Annotated in this window: 16 protein-coding genes; 7 read left to right on the top strand and 9 right to left on the bottom strand. The window is 70.1% G+C overall.

Going from position 1 to position 16,735, the window contains the following annotated elements; translation table 11 throughout:
* The first annotated feature begins 33 nt into the window (after positions 1-33).
* Complete coding sequence (locus ACQP2F_RS17145) at positions 34-906, top strand: YihY/virulence factor BrkB family protein (protein ID WP_433305096.1); 873 nt, start codon at positions 34-36, stop codon at positions 904-906.
* Between the two features lies 1 nt (position 907).
* On the opposite strand, the gene ACQP2F_RS17150 is transcribed toward ACQP2F_RS17145, so the two are convergent.
* Positions 908-2,437, bottom strand: coding sequence for an FG-GAP repeat domain-containing protein (locus ACQP2F_RS17150; protein ID WP_433305098.1), 1,530 nt, complete (start codon positions 2,435-2,437; stop codon positions 908-910).
* 314 nt (positions 2,438-2,751) lie between these two features.
* On the opposite strand from ACQP2F_RS17150, the gene ACQP2F_RS17155 reads away from it, so the two are divergent.
* Positions 2,752-3,498, top strand: a complete 747-nt coding sequence (locus ACQP2F_RS17155) for a helix-turn-helix domain-containing protein (protein ID WP_433305100.1) — start codon at positions 2,752-2,754, stop codon at positions 3,496-3,498.
* Positions 3,499-3,501: 3 nt separating this feature from the next.
* On the opposite strand, the gene ACQP2F_RS17160 is transcribed toward ACQP2F_RS17155, so the two are convergent.
* Positions 3,502-3,708, bottom strand: a complete 207-nt coding sequence (locus ACQP2F_RS17160; RefSeq protein ID WP_433305102.1) for a DUF397 domain-containing protein — start codon at positions 3,706-3,708, stop codon at positions 3,502-3,504.
* 317 nt (positions 3,709-4,025) lie between these two features.
* On the opposite strand from ACQP2F_RS17160, the gene ACQP2F_RS17165 reads away from it, so the two are divergent.
* Positions 4,026-4,967, top strand: coding sequence for a diguanylate cyclase domain-containing protein (locus tag ACQP2F_RS17165; RefSeq protein WP_433305103.1), 942 nt, complete (start codon positions 4,026-4,028; stop codon positions 4,965-4,967).
* Between the two features lie 30 nt (positions 4,968-4,997).
* Here the strand turns inward: ACQP2F_RS17165 and ACQP2F_RS17170 are convergent, their stop codons facing one another.
* The 4 genes from ACQP2F_RS17170 to ACQP2F_RS17185 form a co-directional block, all read right to left on the bottom strand.
* Positions 4,998-5,924 (bottom strand): NADP-dependent oxidoreductase, encoded by a 927-nt coding sequence (locus ACQP2F_RS17170; RefSeq protein ID WP_433305105.1) that lies wholly within the window; start codon positions 5,922-5,924, stop codon positions 4,998-5,000.
* Between the two features lie 54 nt (positions 5,925-5,978).
* Positions 5,979-6,263: a hypothetical protein gene (locus tag ACQP2F_RS17175; RefSeq protein ID WP_433305107.1), complete on the bottom strand. Its 285-nt coding sequence runs from the start codon at positions 6,261-6,263 to the stop codon at positions 5,979-5,981.
* 118 nt (positions 6,264-6,381) lie between these two features.
* Positions 6,382-7,443 carry a sensor histidine kinase gene (locus ACQP2F_RS17180; RefSeq protein WP_433305109.1) on the bottom strand — a complete coding sequence of 354 codons (1,062 nt, stop codon included), beginning with the start codon at positions 7,441-7,443 and terminating at the stop codon, positions 6,382-6,384.
* Positions 7,440-8,882 carry an ATPase domain-containing protein gene (locus ACQP2F_RS17185; RefSeq protein ID WP_433305111.1) on the bottom strand — a complete coding sequence of 481 codons (1,443 nt, stop codon included), beginning with the start codon at positions 8,880-8,882 and terminating at the stop codon, positions 7,440-7,442. Before ACQP2F_RS17185 ends, ACQP2F_RS17180 begins: the two co-directional genes overlap by 4 nt.
* Positions 8,883-9,102: 220 nt before the next feature.
* Here ACQP2F_RS17185 and ACQP2F_RS17190 point away from each other — a divergent pair, with 220 nt between their 5' ends.
* Together ACQP2F_RS17190 and ACQP2F_RS17195 are read left to right on the top strand one after the other, a co-directional pair.
* Complete coding sequence (locus ACQP2F_RS17190) at positions 9,103-9,402, top strand: ATP-binding protein (RefSeq protein ID WP_433305113.1); 300 nt, start codon at positions 9,103-9,105, stop codon at positions 9,400-9,402.
* A 53-nt stretch (positions 9,403-9,455) separates the two neighbouring features.
* On the top strand, positions 9,456-12,482 hold the full coding sequence (locus ACQP2F_RS17195; protein WP_433305115.1) for a PAS domain S-box protein: 3,027 nt from the start codon (positions 9,456-9,458) through the stop codon (positions 12,480-12,482).
* On the opposite strand, the gene ACQP2F_RS17200 is transcribed toward ACQP2F_RS17195, so the two are convergent.
* Positions 12,479-13,021: a DNA-3-methyladenine glycosylase family protein gene (locus ACQP2F_RS17200; protein ID WP_433305117.1), complete on the bottom strand. Its 543-nt coding sequence runs from the start codon at positions 13,019-13,021 to the stop codon at positions 12,479-12,481. The genes ACQP2F_RS17195 and ACQP2F_RS17200 overlap by 4 nt on opposite strands.
* A gap of 233 nt (positions 13,022-13,254) precedes the next feature.
* On the opposite strand from ACQP2F_RS17200, the gene ACQP2F_RS17205 reads away from it, so the two are divergent.
* A complete protein-coding gene (locus ACQP2F_RS17205) occupies positions 13,255-14,034 on the top strand; it encodes an SDR family NAD(P)-dependent oxidoreductase (RefSeq protein ID WP_433305119.1) in 780 nt (259 codons plus the stop codon).
* A gap of 117 nt (positions 14,035-14,151) precedes the next feature.
* Positions 14,152-14,943, top strand: coding sequence for an SDR family NAD(P)-dependent oxidoreductase (locus ACQP2F_RS17210; RefSeq protein WP_433305121.1), 792 nt, complete (start codon positions 14,152-14,154; stop codon positions 14,941-14,943).
* Positions 14,944-14,969: 26 nt separating this feature from the next.
* Here the strand turns inward: ACQP2F_RS17210 and ACQP2F_RS17215 are convergent, their stop codons facing one another.
* Both ACQP2F_RS17215 and ACQP2F_RS17220 read right to left on the bottom strand, forming a co-directional pair.
* Positions 14,970-15,746, bottom strand: a complete 777-nt coding sequence (locus tag ACQP2F_RS17215) for an alpha/beta fold hydrolase (RefSeq protein WP_433305123.1) — start codon at positions 15,744-15,746, stop codon at positions 14,970-14,972.
* Positions 15,743-16,699, bottom strand: a complete 957-nt coding sequence (locus ACQP2F_RS17220) for a PaaX family transcriptional regulator (RefSeq protein WP_433305125.1) — start codon at positions 16,697-16,699, stop codon at positions 15,743-15,745. Before ACQP2F_RS17220 ends, ACQP2F_RS17215 begins: the two co-directional genes overlap by 4 nt.
* Between the last annotated feature and the right edge of the window lie 36 nt (positions 16,700-16,735).

Here is a 16,735-nt window from a genome sequence, read left to right on the forward strand (position 1 = left end):
GTAGCGGGACATCTGCCGGGTATAGAGGCCGGAATGACCGGACGGCGGGTGACGACGGCGTGGTGCCGTCTGCGCGCCCGGGTGGGTTGGCTGGATCATCTGGTCCGGGCCGGGCTGCGATACGACGAGGCGGACGGGGGCCGGCTCTCGGCCGCGGTCACCTACTACTCGTTCTTCGCCACCTTCTCGCTCGGACTGCTAGCCTTCACCGTCTTCGGGTTCCTGCTGCAGGATCCGGCGGTCCTGCGGTCGGTGGAGCAGTACGCCGCGCAGAACTTGACCGACCTCGACCTCCAGGCGTTGCGCAACGCCCGGAACACCGCCGGCCTGATCGCGTTCGTCAGCCTGCCGGTCACCGGCTGGTTCTGGGTCGACGTTCTCCGCTCGTCGATCCGCAAAATGTGGGACCTGCCGGAATATCCCGGCAAACTCGTCGTACGCGTGCTGATCGATCTCCTCGTGCTCGCCGGCCTGGGCATCCTCCTGGTCGCTTCGCTGTCGGTCGCGGTCGCGACCAACAACGCCGCCGGCCGGCTGATGGACGCGGCCGACCCCGGCACCACGCTGGCGCAGTGGTTGCCGGCCGTCGTCGGGCGCCTGCTGGGCGTCGGTGTCGACACAGTGCTGGCCGCCGGCATGCTCACCGGGCTGCCGCGCATCCGGATTCCGCTGCGCCGCCTGCTCGGACCGGCGCTGCTAGTGGCCGTCTGCCTCGAGCTGCTCAAGACGCTGGGCCGCATCTACGTGCAGCACACGCAGGCCAACCCGACGTACCACCTGGTCGCGGCCTCGGTCGGACTGCTGGTCTTCCTCAACGCGATCAACCAGCTGGTGCTGTTCGCCGCGGCACTGACGGCGACGAGCACTTCCGGTCGTCCGGCCGACCTGGCCGCGGAGGACGACTGAGTCAGCCGGCGAGAACCGTGGCCTCGGTACGACCACTGGCCGCGCCGGACTTCTGGATCGCGACGAGGTCGAGCTTGCCGTCGCCGTTCCAGTCGGTGATCGTCAGGTCGTAGCGGTCGTCGGTGGGGCCGAGGGCGGTGACGCTCTGTTGCAGGTAGGTTTTGAAGGCGGCGGCGCCGTTCAAGACCCGGATCTCGGTATGTCCGCTTGCCGTGCCCGATTTCTGCACCACGGCCAGGTCGAGCTTGCCGTCGCCGTTCCAGTCGGTGATCGTCAGGTCGTGGCGTCCGTCCGTCGGGCCGAGGGCGGTGACGCTCTGTTGCAGGTAGGTCCCCCAGGAGGTCGCGCCGTTCAGGACCCGGATCTCGGTACGACCACTGGCCGCGCCGGACTTCTGGATCGCGACGAGGTCGAGCTTGCCGTCGCCGTTCCAGTCGGTGACGGTCAGGTCGTAGCGGTCGTCGGTGGGACCGAGCGGGGTGGCGGTCTCGACCAGGAATCGCTGGAAGAACGACGCGCCGTCGAGGACCCGTAGCTCGGTACGGCCGCTCGCCGTGCCCGATTTCTGGATCGCCACCAGATCGAGCTTGCCGTCGCCGTTCCAGTCGGCCAGGGAGAAGGTGGTGCGCTCGTCCGCCGGGCCCAGCGCGGTGCTCGTGTCGAGGAGGAGACGCTGGAAGCTCGACGCCGTTCCGGGCAGCCTCGGCGTGCCGTCCAGGATCGTGAGCTGAGTGTGCCCGCCCGCGGTAGCACCGCGCTGGACCACGACCAGGTCGGGGCGGCGGTCGCCGTTCCAGTCGGCCAGTACCAAGTCGTGCCGCGCGTCGGTCGGCGCTTGACTGGTGGCCGTGACCAGCAAGGAACGCTGGAACGGCCCGGCCGGCTTCGTGACCGGCGCCGTCGTGCGCTTCGTGCCGGGCGTGGCCTTGCGCGGCCACAAGGCGGCCACGAGGAGCGCCGCGTCGTGCGTCTCCGGCGCGTACGCCAGCGGATAGGCCGATCCCTGCACGCGCTGGCAGATCTGGCCGATGTCGCCGGACTGCCAGCCGGCCGCGGGGTGCTTGCGCATCATCGCGGTGAGGAACGCCTGCGTGGCGAAGCGGGGGTCGACCAGCTCGCCCCGCTGTCCCCAGCCCTGCGAGGGCCGTTGCTGGAAGAGCCCGAGACTGTCGTGATCGACCTCGACGGTGTAGTTGTGCAGGGTGCTCTCGGTGATGGCCGCCGTCACCGCGATCGTCGCGGCGCGCTGGTTGAGGCCGCGAGCCCGCACGTTGTCGACGATGGCGCGGGCGCAGGAGACGTTGTAGCCGTTCAGCGACGCGCCGAGTCGCCGCCCGTTCATCGCCGGGCGCAGCTGACCGGCGACCACCCGATCTGTCGCCGCAACCCCATCGGGTTGGCAGGGCGCCGCCGAGACGACCGTCTTGGCGACCGCCGGATCGGCCGCAGCCGGTGCCGCCGCGGAGAGCGTCAGCGCGGTGGTGAAGAACGCCGCGGTAAGGATGATCGAGGAAGGGCTGGCAACTCTCACGACCCTCATCGGGCTGCTGCCATGCGTTGATCCCCCCGCCGTACGCGTGCTTGTGCTCCGAATTTGCCAGATGCCGGCCGTGGCCGGAAGTCGTGGTCGGCTGTCAGCTTGCTGAGAAAACGCTCGAAAACATCTCGCCGAACGCCTCGCTCATCGTGTCCGGCTGTTGACAACGCGGCATTACGGGTACGGTGTTCGGCGTCACCGTCCACATGGGGTTGGCAAGGCGGAGGTAGGGCGTGCCGGTCACAGGCCAACGCGTCGTGCGGCGGGCATTGGGACGGCGACTGACGCGGCTGCGGACGGCGTGCGGCATGAGCCGGCGTGATGTGGTGGAAGCGCGGCTGGGCATCTCGGAGCCGACGCTGCACCGCATCGAGACGGGCAAGGTGCCGGTCACCGGGGCCAACGTGCGCGCGCTCTGCTGGCTCTACGGTGCCGACCCGAGCATCACCGACGCGCTTGCCGACCTCGCGCTGGGCACATCCCAGCAGGAGTGGTGGGACGCCAGCCCGGTGATCCCCGAGTGGTTCAAGCTCTACGTCGGGCTGGAGGCGTCCGCATCCCGCATGTTCGGGTACGAGGGCGAGGTCGTTCCCGGGGAGCTGCAGACCCCGGAGTACGCGCGGGCCGTCTTCGGCGCCGAGCAGCCGCTCGACGTGGAGGTCGCCGAACGCCACATCAACCTCCGCATGCAGCGCCAGAAGACGCTCTTCGCCCGCAACCCACCGATCCGCCTCGTGACGGTGCTCGGCGAGGGAACGCTGGCCCGGCCGGTCGGGGGCGAACAGGTGATGAAGGGGCAGATCGAGCATCTACGGCGGCTGTCCCGGGAGGACACGGTCGACATCCGGGTGCTGCCGTTCTCGGTCGGGGCGCACGCGGCGATGGCGGGTGCCTTCCGGATCCTGGAGTTCGACGACCCGGACGATCCCGACGTGGTCTACCTCGAGTCCCACGTCGGTGCGCTCTACCTGGAAGAGCAGGTCGAGGTCGACGAATACCGGCGGATCTTCGAGCTGATCAGCAAGGACTCCGTACCGGTCGGAGAGTTCCGCTGACGATCAGTCGGTCAGGAGCCGGTCGAACTCGCCGCGCTTGGCGCCGAACAGGAACGAGTCCCACTCCTCGACCGTGAACACCACAGTGCCGGCCTCGCGGGCCTTGCTGTTGCGGACCTCGATGCGGCCGTCCTGGCGGCGAGCCTCGACGCAACTGCCGCCGTTTCCGGTCGATCTGCTGGAAATGATCCAGCCGGTCTCGCCACTCATCAGTGCCCCTCCTTCTGGAACTGATCACTGCGGGTAATCGATCTGCCACCGACCGAGTGACCCGGCGCCGCCCCGAAAGCGGGGCCGACGTGCAGAATCAGCATTTCACGCCCAAGAGTGACTCTTTCACCACGAAAGTGCACGCACGTAGAGTAGCCGAAACCCGCTTCGGATGCATCATGTCATCGCGACAGTTGTCGCCGTGAAATCTTGCACGGGCCATTGACGACTGACATCATTCCACTGTGGCGCCCGGCGATCCCTCGCCGTCGACCGGACAGCTCCCGCTGGTCCGCCGCAGTTGGAGAGGACGGCCGATGCGGATCCTCGATCCTGCCGCCGCCGACACGGGCGGCGTACTGCCTGATGACGCTCGGCTGCGGGCCGAGTCCGAAACCGCCCGCCTCCAGGCTCGCGTCGATCAGCTCGCGGCGCACGTCCAGCAGCTGCAGCAGGAGCGCGCCTCGCTTCGCTGGATGGCCGGTCACGACGAGCTCACCGGGCTAGCCAACCGCCGCCTGTTCCACGCGCTCGCCCTGGAGCTGCTGCGCGGCGACGATCGCTCATCGGCCGTCCTGATCCTCGACCTCAACGGATTCAAGCCGATCAACGATACGTACGGGCACGACGTCGGCGATGAGGTCCTCTGCGCGGTCGCCCGCCGCATGACCGCCTGCCTCGGCGACGATCTGGTGGCCCGGTTCGGCGGTGACGAGTTCGCCGCGCTCCCACGTGCCCCGCACCCCGACGTCCCCGAGGCGTGGTGGCAGCAGATGGCCGGCTCGCTGAGCGCGGCGATCGCACCGCCGATGAACATTCGGGGCCACACCTTGTCCGTCACCGCCTCGATCGGCGTCGTGCCGGCTGGTCGCTCCGCTGACCTTCCCGGCCTGCTGCGCCGCGCCGACCAGGCGATGTTCAGCGCCAAGCGGCACGCGAACACCAACGGCAAGACCGGAATCACCTGGGTCGTGGCCACCGAGAGCGGCGAGCACATGGAGACGTACGAGCCGGCCGCCGCCCCCGTGTCCGCCTCGGGACCCGCGGCGGCATGCCGGCCGGGCGACCCGGTTTGGGTGCACCGGAACGGGGCCCGTCGCGCGGGAGTCGTCGAGAGCGCCTGCGACTGGGCGGCCCTGGTCCGTTACCGATGCCCGAACGGCGCCGGCACGATGGTCGACACGATCCCCACGAGCTGTCTCACGTTCCGGGCCGTGGCCGATCCGTACCTGGACCGGGAGTCCGCCACCTACCGGTGATGTGCGAGCAGACGGCGCCTTGGCCTTTCGTCAGCCGACCGTGAGCACGAGCTTTCCGCGCAGGCCCCCGGCCAGCACCCGCCGGTGGGCCTCGGCCGCTTCGGTCAACGGCATCGTGGCCGCCACGCGCGTACGCAGCCGGCCCGCCGCCACCTGCTCCACCAAGCCGGCCAACAGCTCGCGGTCGAGCCGGATCAGCTGCAGCTCCTGGCGCACACCACGGGCCGGGACTAGGGCCGGCGTGGGCCGGGTCGCGACCACGACGCCCCGGTCCTCAACGGCGGCGGCCGCCGCCTCGCCGACGGGAACCGCGTCGAACACCGCGGCCACCGGCCCTACCGCGGCCAGATCGGCGGAACGGGGCACTACCTCGTGCGCGCCGAGACTGCTCACCCATTGCTCATCCCCGTCGCTGGCCTGCGCCAGGACGCGGTAGCCGCTCTGCCGGGCAAACTGAGTGACGAAGCCGCCGACACCGCCGCTGGCGCCGGTGACCAGAATGCTGCTGCCGGCCGGCAACATGGCCAGCGACACCAGTGACAGACCCTGGTGGGCGGTCTGGGCGTTGAGCGGCACGGTGGCCGCGGACACGAAGTCGAGCGGGTCCGGCAACGGCACCAACCAGTCGGCGTCGGCGGCCACGAACTCGGCGTACCCGCCGGGCACGCCCCGCGTCGAGTACCACGGAATCATGCCGGCGACGCGGTCACCCACCGCGAAATCCGCCGTGCCGGGGCCGACCGAGGTCACCTCGCCGGCGATGTCCCACCCGGGGGAGAACGGCGGGGTATCCGGCCCGCGCGGAATTTCTCCGGTGGTCGCGGCGACGTCGGCCGGGTGCACGCAGACGGCGCGGACCCGGACCACCACCTGCCCGGGCCCGGCCTCGGGCTCGGGCAGCTCAGTTACCTGCAGCACCTCAGGACCACCAAGCGCGGCCGCGACGACTCCCAGCACGCGTCCACTCTAGACCGCCGTCGCCCGATTCATGGACCCGCCAACCCTTTCCGGTCAGCGGTTGGTGTACAGCCGCCAGCCGCCCAGCAGCTGCGGCGAGCAGAACCACCGGTCCCAGGAGCCCACGACCACCCCGGCGGCGCCGACCACCATGCACTCGTTGAGGTAGGGGAACCACATCCGCTTGACCTGCGTCCCGATGTCGTTCGCCGCCGAGGTGGACGCGGCTGAGGTGGTGATCGTGGTGGTGGGCGCCTGCGCCGCCGCCGGGCCCGAGAGGGCCAGGAGTGCGACGGCGAGCGCGGCGACGGTGGCCAGAAGGGTGAAGATCTTCCTCATGATCGGCTCCAAACGTCGAAAGCGAGTCGAGCGTCATCCCGCCCGACCTTGCGATCGAGTGTCGGGCGCCGGCTCGCGGAGACGGTGAAGCTCGGACGAATTCGGACGTCCGGCGGGGCTATGCCGGTGTGCGGGGGAGAGTGAGGGTAAAGGTGCTTCCCCGCCCGAGCTGGGATGACACGGTGATCGCGCCCTGCATGCGCCGGGCGAGCAGTCGTGCATAGGGCAGCCCGAGGCCGGTGCCGCCGGCGGTGGAGCCGGGCAAGCGCTGATAGGGCTCGAAGATCTGGTCGAGCTCGTCGGAGGAGATGCCGGGCCCGGTGTCGGTGATGTCGACCTCGACCTCGGCCGGCCGGACGCGCAGGCTGATCTCGATGGCGCCGTGCTCCCGGTTGTACTTGACGGCGTTGGACAGCAGATTGATCAGGATGCGATGAAGGTAGACCGGGTCGGCGCGCACCGACGGTGTCGTGTCCGGGGCCGCCTGAACGGTGATGGTGAGATGGCGCTGCTCGGCGAGCGGGCGAACAGTCGCGATCGCGGCCCGGACCGTTTCGCCGAGGTCGACCACCGTCGTACGGTCGGGCCGGTGACCGGCTTCGGCGCGGCTTCGGTCGAGAAGCTCGTTCACCAGCTCGAGCATGCGTTGACCGCCGGTGACGATGCTGCCGAGCAGCTCGTCCTGTTCGGCCTCGAGGCCCTCCTCCTGCAGCAGCTCGGCGTACGCCAGCACGGACTGCAGCGGAGTTCGCAGCTCGTGGCTGATGTGCGCGACGTGCTCGTGCATGAGGCGGCGTTCGTCGCAGAGCTGCCGGTGCCGCGCCGCCAACCGGGTGATGCGGTCGAGCAGCTCTCGCTGGGGAGCGGGAACGGTGACGATCTCGTCGGCCGCGTCGACCACCGCCGGCGGCAGGGCAGGGCGGTCGGCGGCGCGGGTCAACAGCATGATCGGCGGCCGCGGGGCGGGCTCGGCGCCGGCCGGATCCGCATCCGGCCCGGGCAGCTCCGCGGCGCTGAGTGCCTGCAGGAGTGATCGTGGTTCGGCCAGCAGGACGTCGACCGGGGTGCCGGCGATCGCGGCGGCCGGCACGACCTCGACGTCGAGGTCGTTGTGGATGAGGGTTTCCTCGATGAGCTGCCGGTTGCGGCCGGCGGGCAGGAGAAGGCCGATGCGGCTCATCGCGGCGGAGACTCGAGCAAGGTCGGGGTGCCCTGCAGGATGCCGCGCATGTTGGTCAGGGCGCCCCCGACCTTGACGCCGTACCGGGTGATCTCGAACTCGCGCATGGTCTTCTCGAAGTCGCTCATGCGCTTCTTCAGGACGCCCAGCACCTTTCGCAGTTCGCCCTGGATCTCGATGTACCGCAAATAGACGATGTTGTCGGCGAGATAGCTGATCTCGTTGTCCGTGGCGCGGAAATCGCCGGTGATATTGGTGGTCTCGTTGATGAGGATCGTGGTGACGCCCATATTGCGCAGGTACTTGGCCAGCGCGTGCAGGTACCTCTCGGGCTGGTCCTCCCGCATGCACATCCCGAAGCCGGAGATGCTGTCGATCATGACGATGCGGGTGTCGGCTCGTTCCACCTCGTCGCGGACCAGGTGGCCGAACTGGTCCGCGGTGTAGCGCAGCGGCTCGACCTGGACCACCGACAGCGTACCGGTGGCTGTCATCTTCGAAATCGGGATGTTGACCAGCTGTGAGCGGTGCGCGAGCGCCTCGGCGCCTTCCTCGAAGCTGTAGACGACCGAGCGTTCGCCGCGTCCCGCGGCCTCCTTCATGAACTGCAGTCCCAGGGTCGTCTTACCCACTCCGCTGGGTCCCGAGATGATGGTGACGGTGCCGCGTTCGATGCCGCCGGCCATCAGCTCGTCGATCTCCGGCACTCCCGAGGAGATGGTCTCGGCGACGAACGGCTTGCCGTGGTCCTGCGGAATCAAGCGGGGATAGACGTGCATGCCGCTCGCGTCGATGCCGAGGGTATGGCTGCCGGCGGAGAACTCCGAGCCGCGGAACTTCGACACCGTGACCGTGCGCAACCCGCCGCGGTTGTCCATGTGGATCACGCCGTCGGACATGAACTGCAGGTCCGCGTCGCCCGCGGCGTCCTGGCTCTCCGAGACGAACAACACCGTCGCCCCCGCCGAGACCAGGAATCGCAGCAGGGACAGCGCCTGCCGGCGGAAGTGGATCTGGTCCAGCGACAGATAGCGCAGCTGGGTCATGACATCGAGGAAGACGCGGGCGGGGCGGGTCTGCCGGACCGCGTCGATGATCGCCTGGGTGGTCGGTTCCAGCTCCACCTCGGCGGGGTGGAAGACGTCGTACGACTGGCCTTCCGCGAACAGCGTCCCGGACGGCGCCAGGTCGAGGAAACTCACGCCGGTCAGGTCCAGGCCGATCGACGCGGCGTTGGCCCGGACCTCGTCCTCCGGTTCACCCTGGTTGATGAACAAGGCCGATTCTCCGTCCGCGAGGCCGCGGGTGAGGAAATGCAGGCCCACCGTGGTCTTGCCGCTGCCCGGCCCGCCGCGTACCAGGTACGCGCGCCGGCGCAGCAGGCCGCCGTGGAGAATTTCGTCCAGCCCTCCGATACCGGTGAGCAATCGGTCCGTCACGAATGACTCCCCACGAAAGTGCGATTCCGCTACCCACCATGGCACAAATCGGGACCACAGGATGGCGAGATCGCCGATCATCAGGACGCCCACGCCCCGCCGGGGCACCGCACCCGCCGCGGCGGGGTGCTTGCTGTAGCGCAACGGTCGTGGGTGCGCCGGTTTCGGTACCGTCAGCAGCCTGGTTGGCGGCGTCCGGCCGGGGCCGGACGAGTCGCCGGTGCCAGGTCCGGCGAACGGCTCGCGGGTGCCGTTGCGCGAGCGGTTCACCGAGGAGACGGTCGGCGAGTTGCGGCACGCGCTGGCGAACGCGGTGGAGGCGGCCGGAATGTCCGGTCCGCCGGCCGAGGACTTCGTGCTGGCGGTCCATGAACTGGTGGTCAACGCGGTTCGGCACGGCGGCGGAACCGGATCGCTCATGCTCACCCGGCGCCCGGACGGCGTCACCGCTTCGGTCAGCGCCTGCATCACCGATTCACCGGCCGTCATTCCGCAGGCGCCATCGGCAGGTTCGCCATAGCCTGAGGGGAATTGAGCGGATTTATCGACTGCTCATGGCGGGCGGGGGTTGCCATGCCGCAGGTTCTCGTCACCTCTCTCTTCGCATTGATCTGGTTGTGGGTGTTCTGGAGGTATCTGCGGTGTCGTGACTCCCTGCTGCGCGACGTGATGTGGATGTTCGCGTCGGTCGCGATGCTGTTCGTCGTGGGACTGGTCCGGCTGTTCGTGGGTAAGCCGCCGCCCGCGCTGCTAATGCTGGCGATCGCACTGCTCCTGGCGAAGCCCTTGTTCACTTTGCGTCTGGTGGGTCGCTTACGTCCGCTGCGCCGGTGGTGGTTGCCGATCGCCGTGACCGCCTGGGCGCTGAGCACGCTGCCGGTGGTGGCGACCGTGGCGCGGCCGATACCGCGACCGGTGGTCTGGCCGGCCGTCGCCGTGTTCTTCGTCGTCGAGGGCCTCGCGGCCTGGCTGCTGGGAGCCGAGGCGCGTCGGCGCGGCGGTGCCGCCCGGGTCCGGTTGTGGTGTGCGGCGGCGGGTACGGGCCTGTTCGGTGCCGCGCTGCTGGTGTCGGCGACCGGGCAGGCGGTGGAAGCGCGGGCGGTGGCAGTGGTGTCGGGCGTGCTGTATCTGCTGGCGTTCGTCCCGCCGCGCTGGCTGCGCCGGACGTGCTCGCAGAGCGCCACCCATCCGGTGATCCGCCGGTTGCTGGCCGTGCCGGCCAGTGATGCGGCCCAGACGTGGGAACGCTACTGCCAGGAGGCCGCAGCGGTGCTCGGCGCGGATGCCGTGGTGGTGTTGATGCCGGCGTCCCGGCACGACGTGGACGTGGTCGGCTGTGCCGACTCGCCGCTGTGTGACGTCGAATGCACGACGGACGACCTGGAGGAGATGCTGGGCGCCGGAGGCGGCATCGACGCGCTGGCCGGAGGGACTCGTCCACCGGCGGTAGCGGTACGTCTCGCGACCGCCGGCAACGCCCGATTCGTGACTGCGGCACGCGTACCGACTCCCGATGGGCCGGCGGCGGTCGTCCTGCTCAACCGGTACCGCAGCCTGTTCGCCGAGGATGACATCGCGGCCTTCACCGAGCTCGCCGGTCACGCCGCCGTGCTCGCCGCACGTGCCCATACGCTGGCCGAACGGGAGAGCCTCGCGCTGATCGTCGATTCCTCGCACGATGCGATCATCGGCAAGACCCTCGACGGAGTCATCGCCAGCTGGAACAACGGCGCCGAGCAGCTCTACGGTTATCGGTACGACGAGGTGATCGGTCGCCATGCCTCGGTGCTGTTCCCGCCCGGTCACGGCGACGCCGAGGCCGAGTTGATGCAGTGCGTCATCCGCGGCGAGCGCATCGATCAGCACCGTGTGCAGCGCCGGCGCAAGGACGGCGCCACCATCACCGTCTCACTGACCCTGTCCCCGATCACCGACGCCAACGGCCGGATCAGCGGGGCGGCCTCGATCTCGCGGGACATCGGCGAGCGGCAGCGCGCGGAGGCCATGTTCGAAGGTCTGCTGGAGGCCGCTCCCGACGCGATCATCGGCGTCACTCACGACGGCGCCATCACGCTGATCAACGCCCAGGCCGAGCGGCTCTTCGGCTACCCGCGCCACGAGCTTGTCGGTCGATCCGTCGACATCCTCGTGCCCGAGCGGCTGCGAGCCGGCCACATGCACGACCGCGACGGCTACTTCGCCCATCCCCGGAACCGGCCGATGGGCTCCGGGAAGCCGCTGACCGCGCTCCGCAAGGACGGCACCGAGTTTCCCGCCGAGATCAGCCTGGCGTGGGTGAACACGGGCCAGGGCGCGGTCGTCACCACCTCCATCCGCGACGTCACGGACCGGCTCATCGCCCAGACCGAGCGGGAACGGCTGATCGCCCAGGCGGAACGGGATGCCGGCGAACGCCGTCTGCAGCACGCCCGCCGGCTGGAGAGCCTCGGCCAGCTGGCCGGCGGTGTCGCCCACGACTTCAACAACATCCTCGCCGTCATCAGCAACTACACCACGATGGTGCTGGAGACGCTGGACAACCCGGCGCCGGACCCGGCCGACCTGGCCGAGGCCCGCAACGATCTCGGACAGGTGAGCCGGGCAGCCGAACGTGCGGCCCGGCTCACCAAGCAGCTGCTGGCCTTCGGCCGCCGCGACATCACCCAGGCCACCGTGCTGAGCCTCAACCAGGTGATCGGCGACGTCGAACAGATGCTGCGCCGCTCTCTCGGTGAGCACATCCACCTGATCACCAGCCCCGACCCGCAGCTGTGGCCGGTGCACGCCGACGCCAGCCAGATCGAGCAGATCCTGCTCAACCTGGCCGTCAACGCTCGGGACGCCATGCCCGGTGGCGGCACCTTGGCCATCGAAACCAGCAACGCCGAGCTCGACAGCGACGACGTCACCGGCACACCGCTCAACCCCGGGCGATATGTACGCGTACGCGTCAGCGACACCGGCGCCGGCATGCCGCCCGACGTGATCGAACGCGCCTTCGAGCCGTTCTACACCACCAAGCCCAAAGGCTCCGGCACCGGGCTCGGCCTGGCCACCGTCTACGGCATCGCCACCGCGGCGGGCGGCGACGTGCGCCTCTACTCGGAGCACGGCATCGGCACCACCGTCACCGTCGTCCTGCCCGCCGTCGAGGCACCCACCGCGACCGACGCGACCCCGAACCTGACCGGCGGGCCTGCCACCGACGTCCCACCGCACGAGACCATCCTGATGGTCGAGGACGAAGACGACCTGCGCCAGATAACGTCTCGCATCCTCACCCGGGCCGGCTACCAGGTCCTGGCCGCGGCCGGCGGCGAGCAGGCGATTCATCTCGCGCAGACCCACCCGGCGGCCATCGACCTGCTCCTCACCGACGTGATCATGCCGAACATGATGGGCAACGAGGTCGCCGCCGGGGTCAAGCATCATCGCCCCGACATTCCGGTGCTCTACATGTCGGGCTACGCCGAACCCGTACTGACCGAGAACGGCACCCTGCCCGACGGCGTGACCATCATCGAGAAGCCGTTCACCCGCCGGGAGCTGCTCGACCGGATCCGCACCTTCCTGCAGCTCCGCGCGAGATCGCTGCACTAGCCGGTACGTACGCCGCTCAGTTCCTTGATGCCGTTGACCGCCGCGAGGTCACCGGCCGGGAACAGGTCCATGCGGTGAAGAACCAGGATCAGGTAGACGTCGACGGTCCAGTTGCCGACGCCCTTCAGCCGCACGAGGCGTTCCCGGACCTCGTGGTCCGGTAGGTGTCCGAGTTCGGCGAGCACGAGGTCGCCGTCGACGATCTGCCGTGCGATACCGCGCACATAGATGGTCTTCTGCCTGCTGAAGGAGGCCGTCCGCAGCTCGTCGTCGCTCAGCGTCAGCACATTCTCCGGCGTGACCACGCCGACCCGCTGCCGCAGCTTGTCGAGTGCGGCCCGGGCCGAGGCCAGCGAGACCTGCTGTTCGAGGATGAACCAGACGAACGACTCGAACGTGTTGGGCCGGCTCCAGAACGGTGGGTAGCCGAACTCGTCGATGACGCGTTGCAGCCGGGGGTCTCGGGACGCGAGCTCATCGCAAAGCTCGGGAAGCTCAGCCTCGGAGAAGACGCGAACTGCCGAACCACCTTCCGTCATCCGTTCAGCCTGGCACGTCTTGCTTCCGGCTCGCCCGGCGCTGTTCGGGCGACGTGCCGGTGAGTACTTCGCGTGTGGGTCACCCGCCATGGCGGTGATCCTGAAGGCGTGCGGAGCGCCGGTCGGTGGGGGGAGTGGCAATACCAGGAAAACGGGGCACTGCCTAGCGCGGCCCGCGCCGTGCAGCCTGGTGGGTGCAGCAGGTCGGAGCAGGAGCGGTCGGAAGGAAGATCATGGGCAAGCTCGCACTCGTCACCGGCGCCACGTCGGGCATCGGCAAGGCCTTCGCGGAGCGGCTGGCCGGCCTCGGCTACGACCTCATCCTGGTGGGGCGTCGCGAGGAGCGGCTGACGGCGTTCGTGGCCGCCCACCCCGGGGCCGCGGTCCGGACCGTCGCCGTCGACCTGTCGACCGACGAGGGTATCGACGCCGTCGCGCGGGTGGGCGCGGCCGAGGAGATCACGATGCTGGTCAACAACGCCGGCGTCGCGCACTACATGCCGCTGGCCGACCTGCCCGCCGACAAGGCGCGAGAGCTGGCCCACGTCAAGGTGGTGGCGCCGACGATGCTGACCCGGGCCGTGGTGGGCGGCATGCAGGCCCGCGGCGAGGGCGCGATCATCAACGTCGCCGGGATGATCGCCTTCAGCGGTCCGGCGCCGGGTTCGGTGATGCCGCGGCGCGCGGTCTACGCCGGCGGGCTCGCCTTCGCCGTGGCCATGTCGCAGACGTTGAGCGCCGAGCTGGAGGGCACCGGCGTCCGGGTCCAGGTTCTCTGCCCGGGCGTGGTGGCCACCGAGTTCCACGAACGGCAGGGCATGGACCTCAGCGCGGTACGGCGGATGAGCGCCGACGACGTCGTCACCGCGAGCCTGCGCGGTCTCGAGCTCGGCGAGGTCGTGGTGGCGCCGGGCGTGGAGGACGCCGGTCTGCTCGACGCGGTCTTCGCCGCGGAGCTGGCCGCGTTCGGCGGGCAGAGCCCGGAGCTGGCCTCCCGGTACCGCGCCGGCTGAGCGGCGGGCGGATCGAGCGGGCAACCGCGTGCTCATCGAATGCTCATCGGCGGCGGGCAAGGTCGATCGGGAGCCGACAAGTCGGTTCCCCGACGACAACCGAGGAGAGCACCGCCCGTGGACCTAGGACTCACCGGCAAGACCGCGTTCGTCAGCGGATCGAGCCGCGGCATCGGTTACGCCATCGCCCGAGCGCTCGCCGCCGAGGGTGTCGACGTGGTCCTCAACGGCCGCGATCCGGCGAGGCTGGCCGCGGCGGTCGAGGCGCTGCGGCGCGAGGCCCCCGGCGTCGCCGTCTCCGGCCTGGCCGCGGACTTCGCGGAGGACGAGGACGTCGAGCGCCTGCTGGGCCGGCTCCCCGACGTCGACATCCTGATCAACAACGTCGGGATCTTCGAGCTCAAGCCCTTCGAGCTCATCGAGGACGACGTCTGGCGGCGCTACTTCGAGGTGAATGTGCTCGGCGGCGTCCGGCTGGCCCGGCGTCTCCTGCCCGCGATGCTCGACCGGGGCTGGGGCCGGGTCGTGTTCGTCAGCAGCGAGTCGGGGGTCGACATCCCGGCCGACATGATCCACTACGGCACGTCCAAGACGGCGATGGTGTCGGTGGGGAACGGCCTGGCCAAGCTGACCAAGGGCACCGCGGTGACCGTGAACTCGGTCCTGGGCGGCCCCACCTACTCCGACGGCGTGGCCGGGACCGTCCGGGCGCTGGCCGCGGCGCGGTCAGTGCCGGAGGAGGAGATGAAGGCGGCGATCATCGGCGCCAACCGGACGACGCTGCTCGGGCGCTTCATCGAGCCGGCCGAGATCGCGAGCGCGGTCACCTTCCTGGCCAGCCCGGCCGCGTCGGCGATCAACGGGTCGGCCATGCGGGTCGACGGCGGTGTGCTGACCACCGTGCTGTGAGCCGGCCGCGCGTACGGCCGGGGAGGTCAGCGGTTGAGGAAGTCGATGATCGCGGAGTGGAATCCCGGATTGCTCCCGATGACCTCGTGCCCACCGGCGACCAGGTGCAGCGAGGCGCCGGCGATGGCCCCGGCGAGGACGTGCGGGCGCTCGGCGAGCGGGTCGGCGTCGCCGGCGATGACGAGCGTCTCGGCGGTGATGGCGTCGAGGTCGATGCCCTCGCGATGGACGGCGCGGGCCTGCGCGGCCAGCGACGGCAGGTCGGCTCCGAGCATCGCGGCGTGCGCTCGCAGGCCCGCGATCCCGGCCGGCAGGTCGCCCGGGTCCTCGGCCAGCAAGGCGCGGGCCAGCCGGTCGCTCGGCAGCGCACGCGTATCCACGCCGCCGACCTCGACGATCCCGGCGCCCACGCCACCGACGACGAGCCGGCGGACAGGCATCCGGGTGGCGGCGAGCAACGCCACGACGGCGCCCATCGAATAGCCGACGAGATCCACGACGGGCACGTCGAGCAGCGCGACGACGGCACGGAGATCGTCGGCCATCCGCCGCTCGCCGTAGCGTCCGGCGTCGGCCGACTTCCCCGACCGGCCGTGGCCACGGGCGTCGACGCCCACCACCCGGCGCCCGGCGGCGGTGAGACCGGCGACCGTCCCGGGGAACACCCAGTCGGCCATGGTGTCGGCGGTGAAACCGTGCTGCAGGACAACCGGGACCGGGTCGGCGGTGACGGCCGCGTCCGGTTCCCAGCAGTGATAGGCGATCGTGGTGCCGTCGTCGACGACGACGCGGTGCCGCCTCATGCGGCATCCCGGGCATCGGCCATCTCCGCCGTGCTGTGCGCCCGGATCTCGCGGCCGGGCGAGTCACCGAACCGGGTCACCAGGGTGCGCACATGTTCCTGGGCGGGCGCGGCGAGCCCGTCGTAGACGGCGACGAACACCTCCCGGGCCCGGGCCCGCGGCCAGTCGGCGGGCATCAGCTCGATCGGCAGCTCCGGATCGATGACCGGGAACTGCCGATAGGCATCCATGATCTCGGTACGGGCTCGCACCGCGGCGGCGCCGGAGACCGCTCCGGCGCCGATGCGGGGCAGCATCGGGTCCCAACGGCGGATGAAGGCGTCGTAGCGCCTCGCGACGGCCGCGACGTCCCAGGCGTCGATCGGGTTGCGGTTGGCCGGGGTCGCGAGGTCCACCTGGCGGGCCCGGAACATGGTCATCGTGCCGAGGGTGGTGGCCGTCAGTCGTTCCTTGACGATCGGGTTCGGTGCGTCGGGGGAGACCCAGAGCGCGTCGTACAGGGGCGCGAACCCCAGCCATCGCAGTTGTCCCCGGAGAGCTCGACGCCGGCCGCGCTCATCCTGGGGGAAGGAGAAGGACACGAGGGTCCAGTACCCGTCCCACGGCTCCGGCCGGGTGGCGAACCGGGCGATCCAGGCGCCGCCCGCGCTCAGGTCGGCGGCGGCGGCCGTCGTCAGGCGGTAGGAGCTGTGGCGCCCGGCCCGGCTGCTTTCCAGTACCCGGCGCCGGAACAGCCGGCTGATGGCGGTACGGGCGGCGCCGTTCCCGATCCCGGCTTCCTCCAGCAGGGCGACGATCGATGCCGACGGCAGCCAGGCCCGGTTGTGCAGGGTGTAGTCGGCCACGAGCGTGACGGCCAGATTCTGTGCGGTGCTGCCGGCCTGGTGACGCGGCAGGCGCACGCTCGCCGGGTCGTTGGGAAAGATTTCCTCGATGTCGTACGGGCTGACCACGTAGCTGCTCCGGCGTCGAGTGGACGGTGATCGGCG

The organism is Actinoplanes sp. CA-030573 (assembly GCF_050951115.1).
Classification (GTDB): domain Bacteria; phylum Actinomycetota; class Actinomycetes; order Mycobacteriales; family Micromonosporaceae; genus Actinoplanes.

Excerpts from the sequence above, each read along its gene's own strand:
- ACQP2F_RS17195 (WP_433305115.1), top strand. The coding sequence starts at position 9,456 with ATGCCGCAGGTTCTCGTCACCTCTCTCTTCGCATTGATCTGGTTGTGG.
- ACQP2F_RS17165 (WP_433305103.1), top strand. The coding sequence starts at position 4,026 with ATGCGGATCCTCGATCCTGCCGCCGCCGACACGGGCGGCGTACTGCCT.
- ACQP2F_RS17175 (WP_433305107.1), bottom strand. The coding sequence starts at position 6,263 with ATGAGGAAGATCTTCACCCTTCTGGCCACCGTCGCCGCGCTCGCCGTC.
- ACQP2F_RS17145 (WP_433305096.1), top strand. The coding sequence starts at position 34 with ATGACCGGACGGCGGGTGACGACGGCGTGGTGCCGTCTGCGCGCCCGG.
- ACQP2F_RS17215 (WP_433305123.1), bottom strand. The coding sequence starts at position 15,746 with ATGAGGCGGCACCGCGTCGTCGTCGACGACGGCACCACGATCGCCTAT.
- ACQP2F_RS17205 (WP_433305119.1), top strand. The coding sequence starts at position 13,255 with ATGGGCAAGCTCGCACTCGTCACCGGCGCCACGTCGGGCATCGGCAAG.
- ACQP2F_RS17180 (WP_433305109.1), bottom strand. The coding sequence starts at position 7,443 with ATGAGCCGCATCGGCCTTCTCCTGCCCGCCGGCCGCAACCGGCAGCTC.
- ACQP2F_RS17200 (WP_433305117.1), bottom strand. The coding sequence starts at position 13,021 with ATGACGGAAGGTGGTTCGGCAGTTCGCGTCTTCTCCGAGGCTGAGCTT.
- ACQP2F_RS17160 (WP_433305102.1), bottom strand. The coding sequence starts at position 3,708 with ATGAGTGGCGAGACCGGCTGGATCATTTCCAGCAGATCGACCGGAAAC.
- ACQP2F_RS17155 (WP_433305100.1), top strand. The coding sequence starts at position 2,752 with ATGAGCCGGCGTGATGTGGTGGAAGCGCGGCTGGGCATCTCGGAGCCG.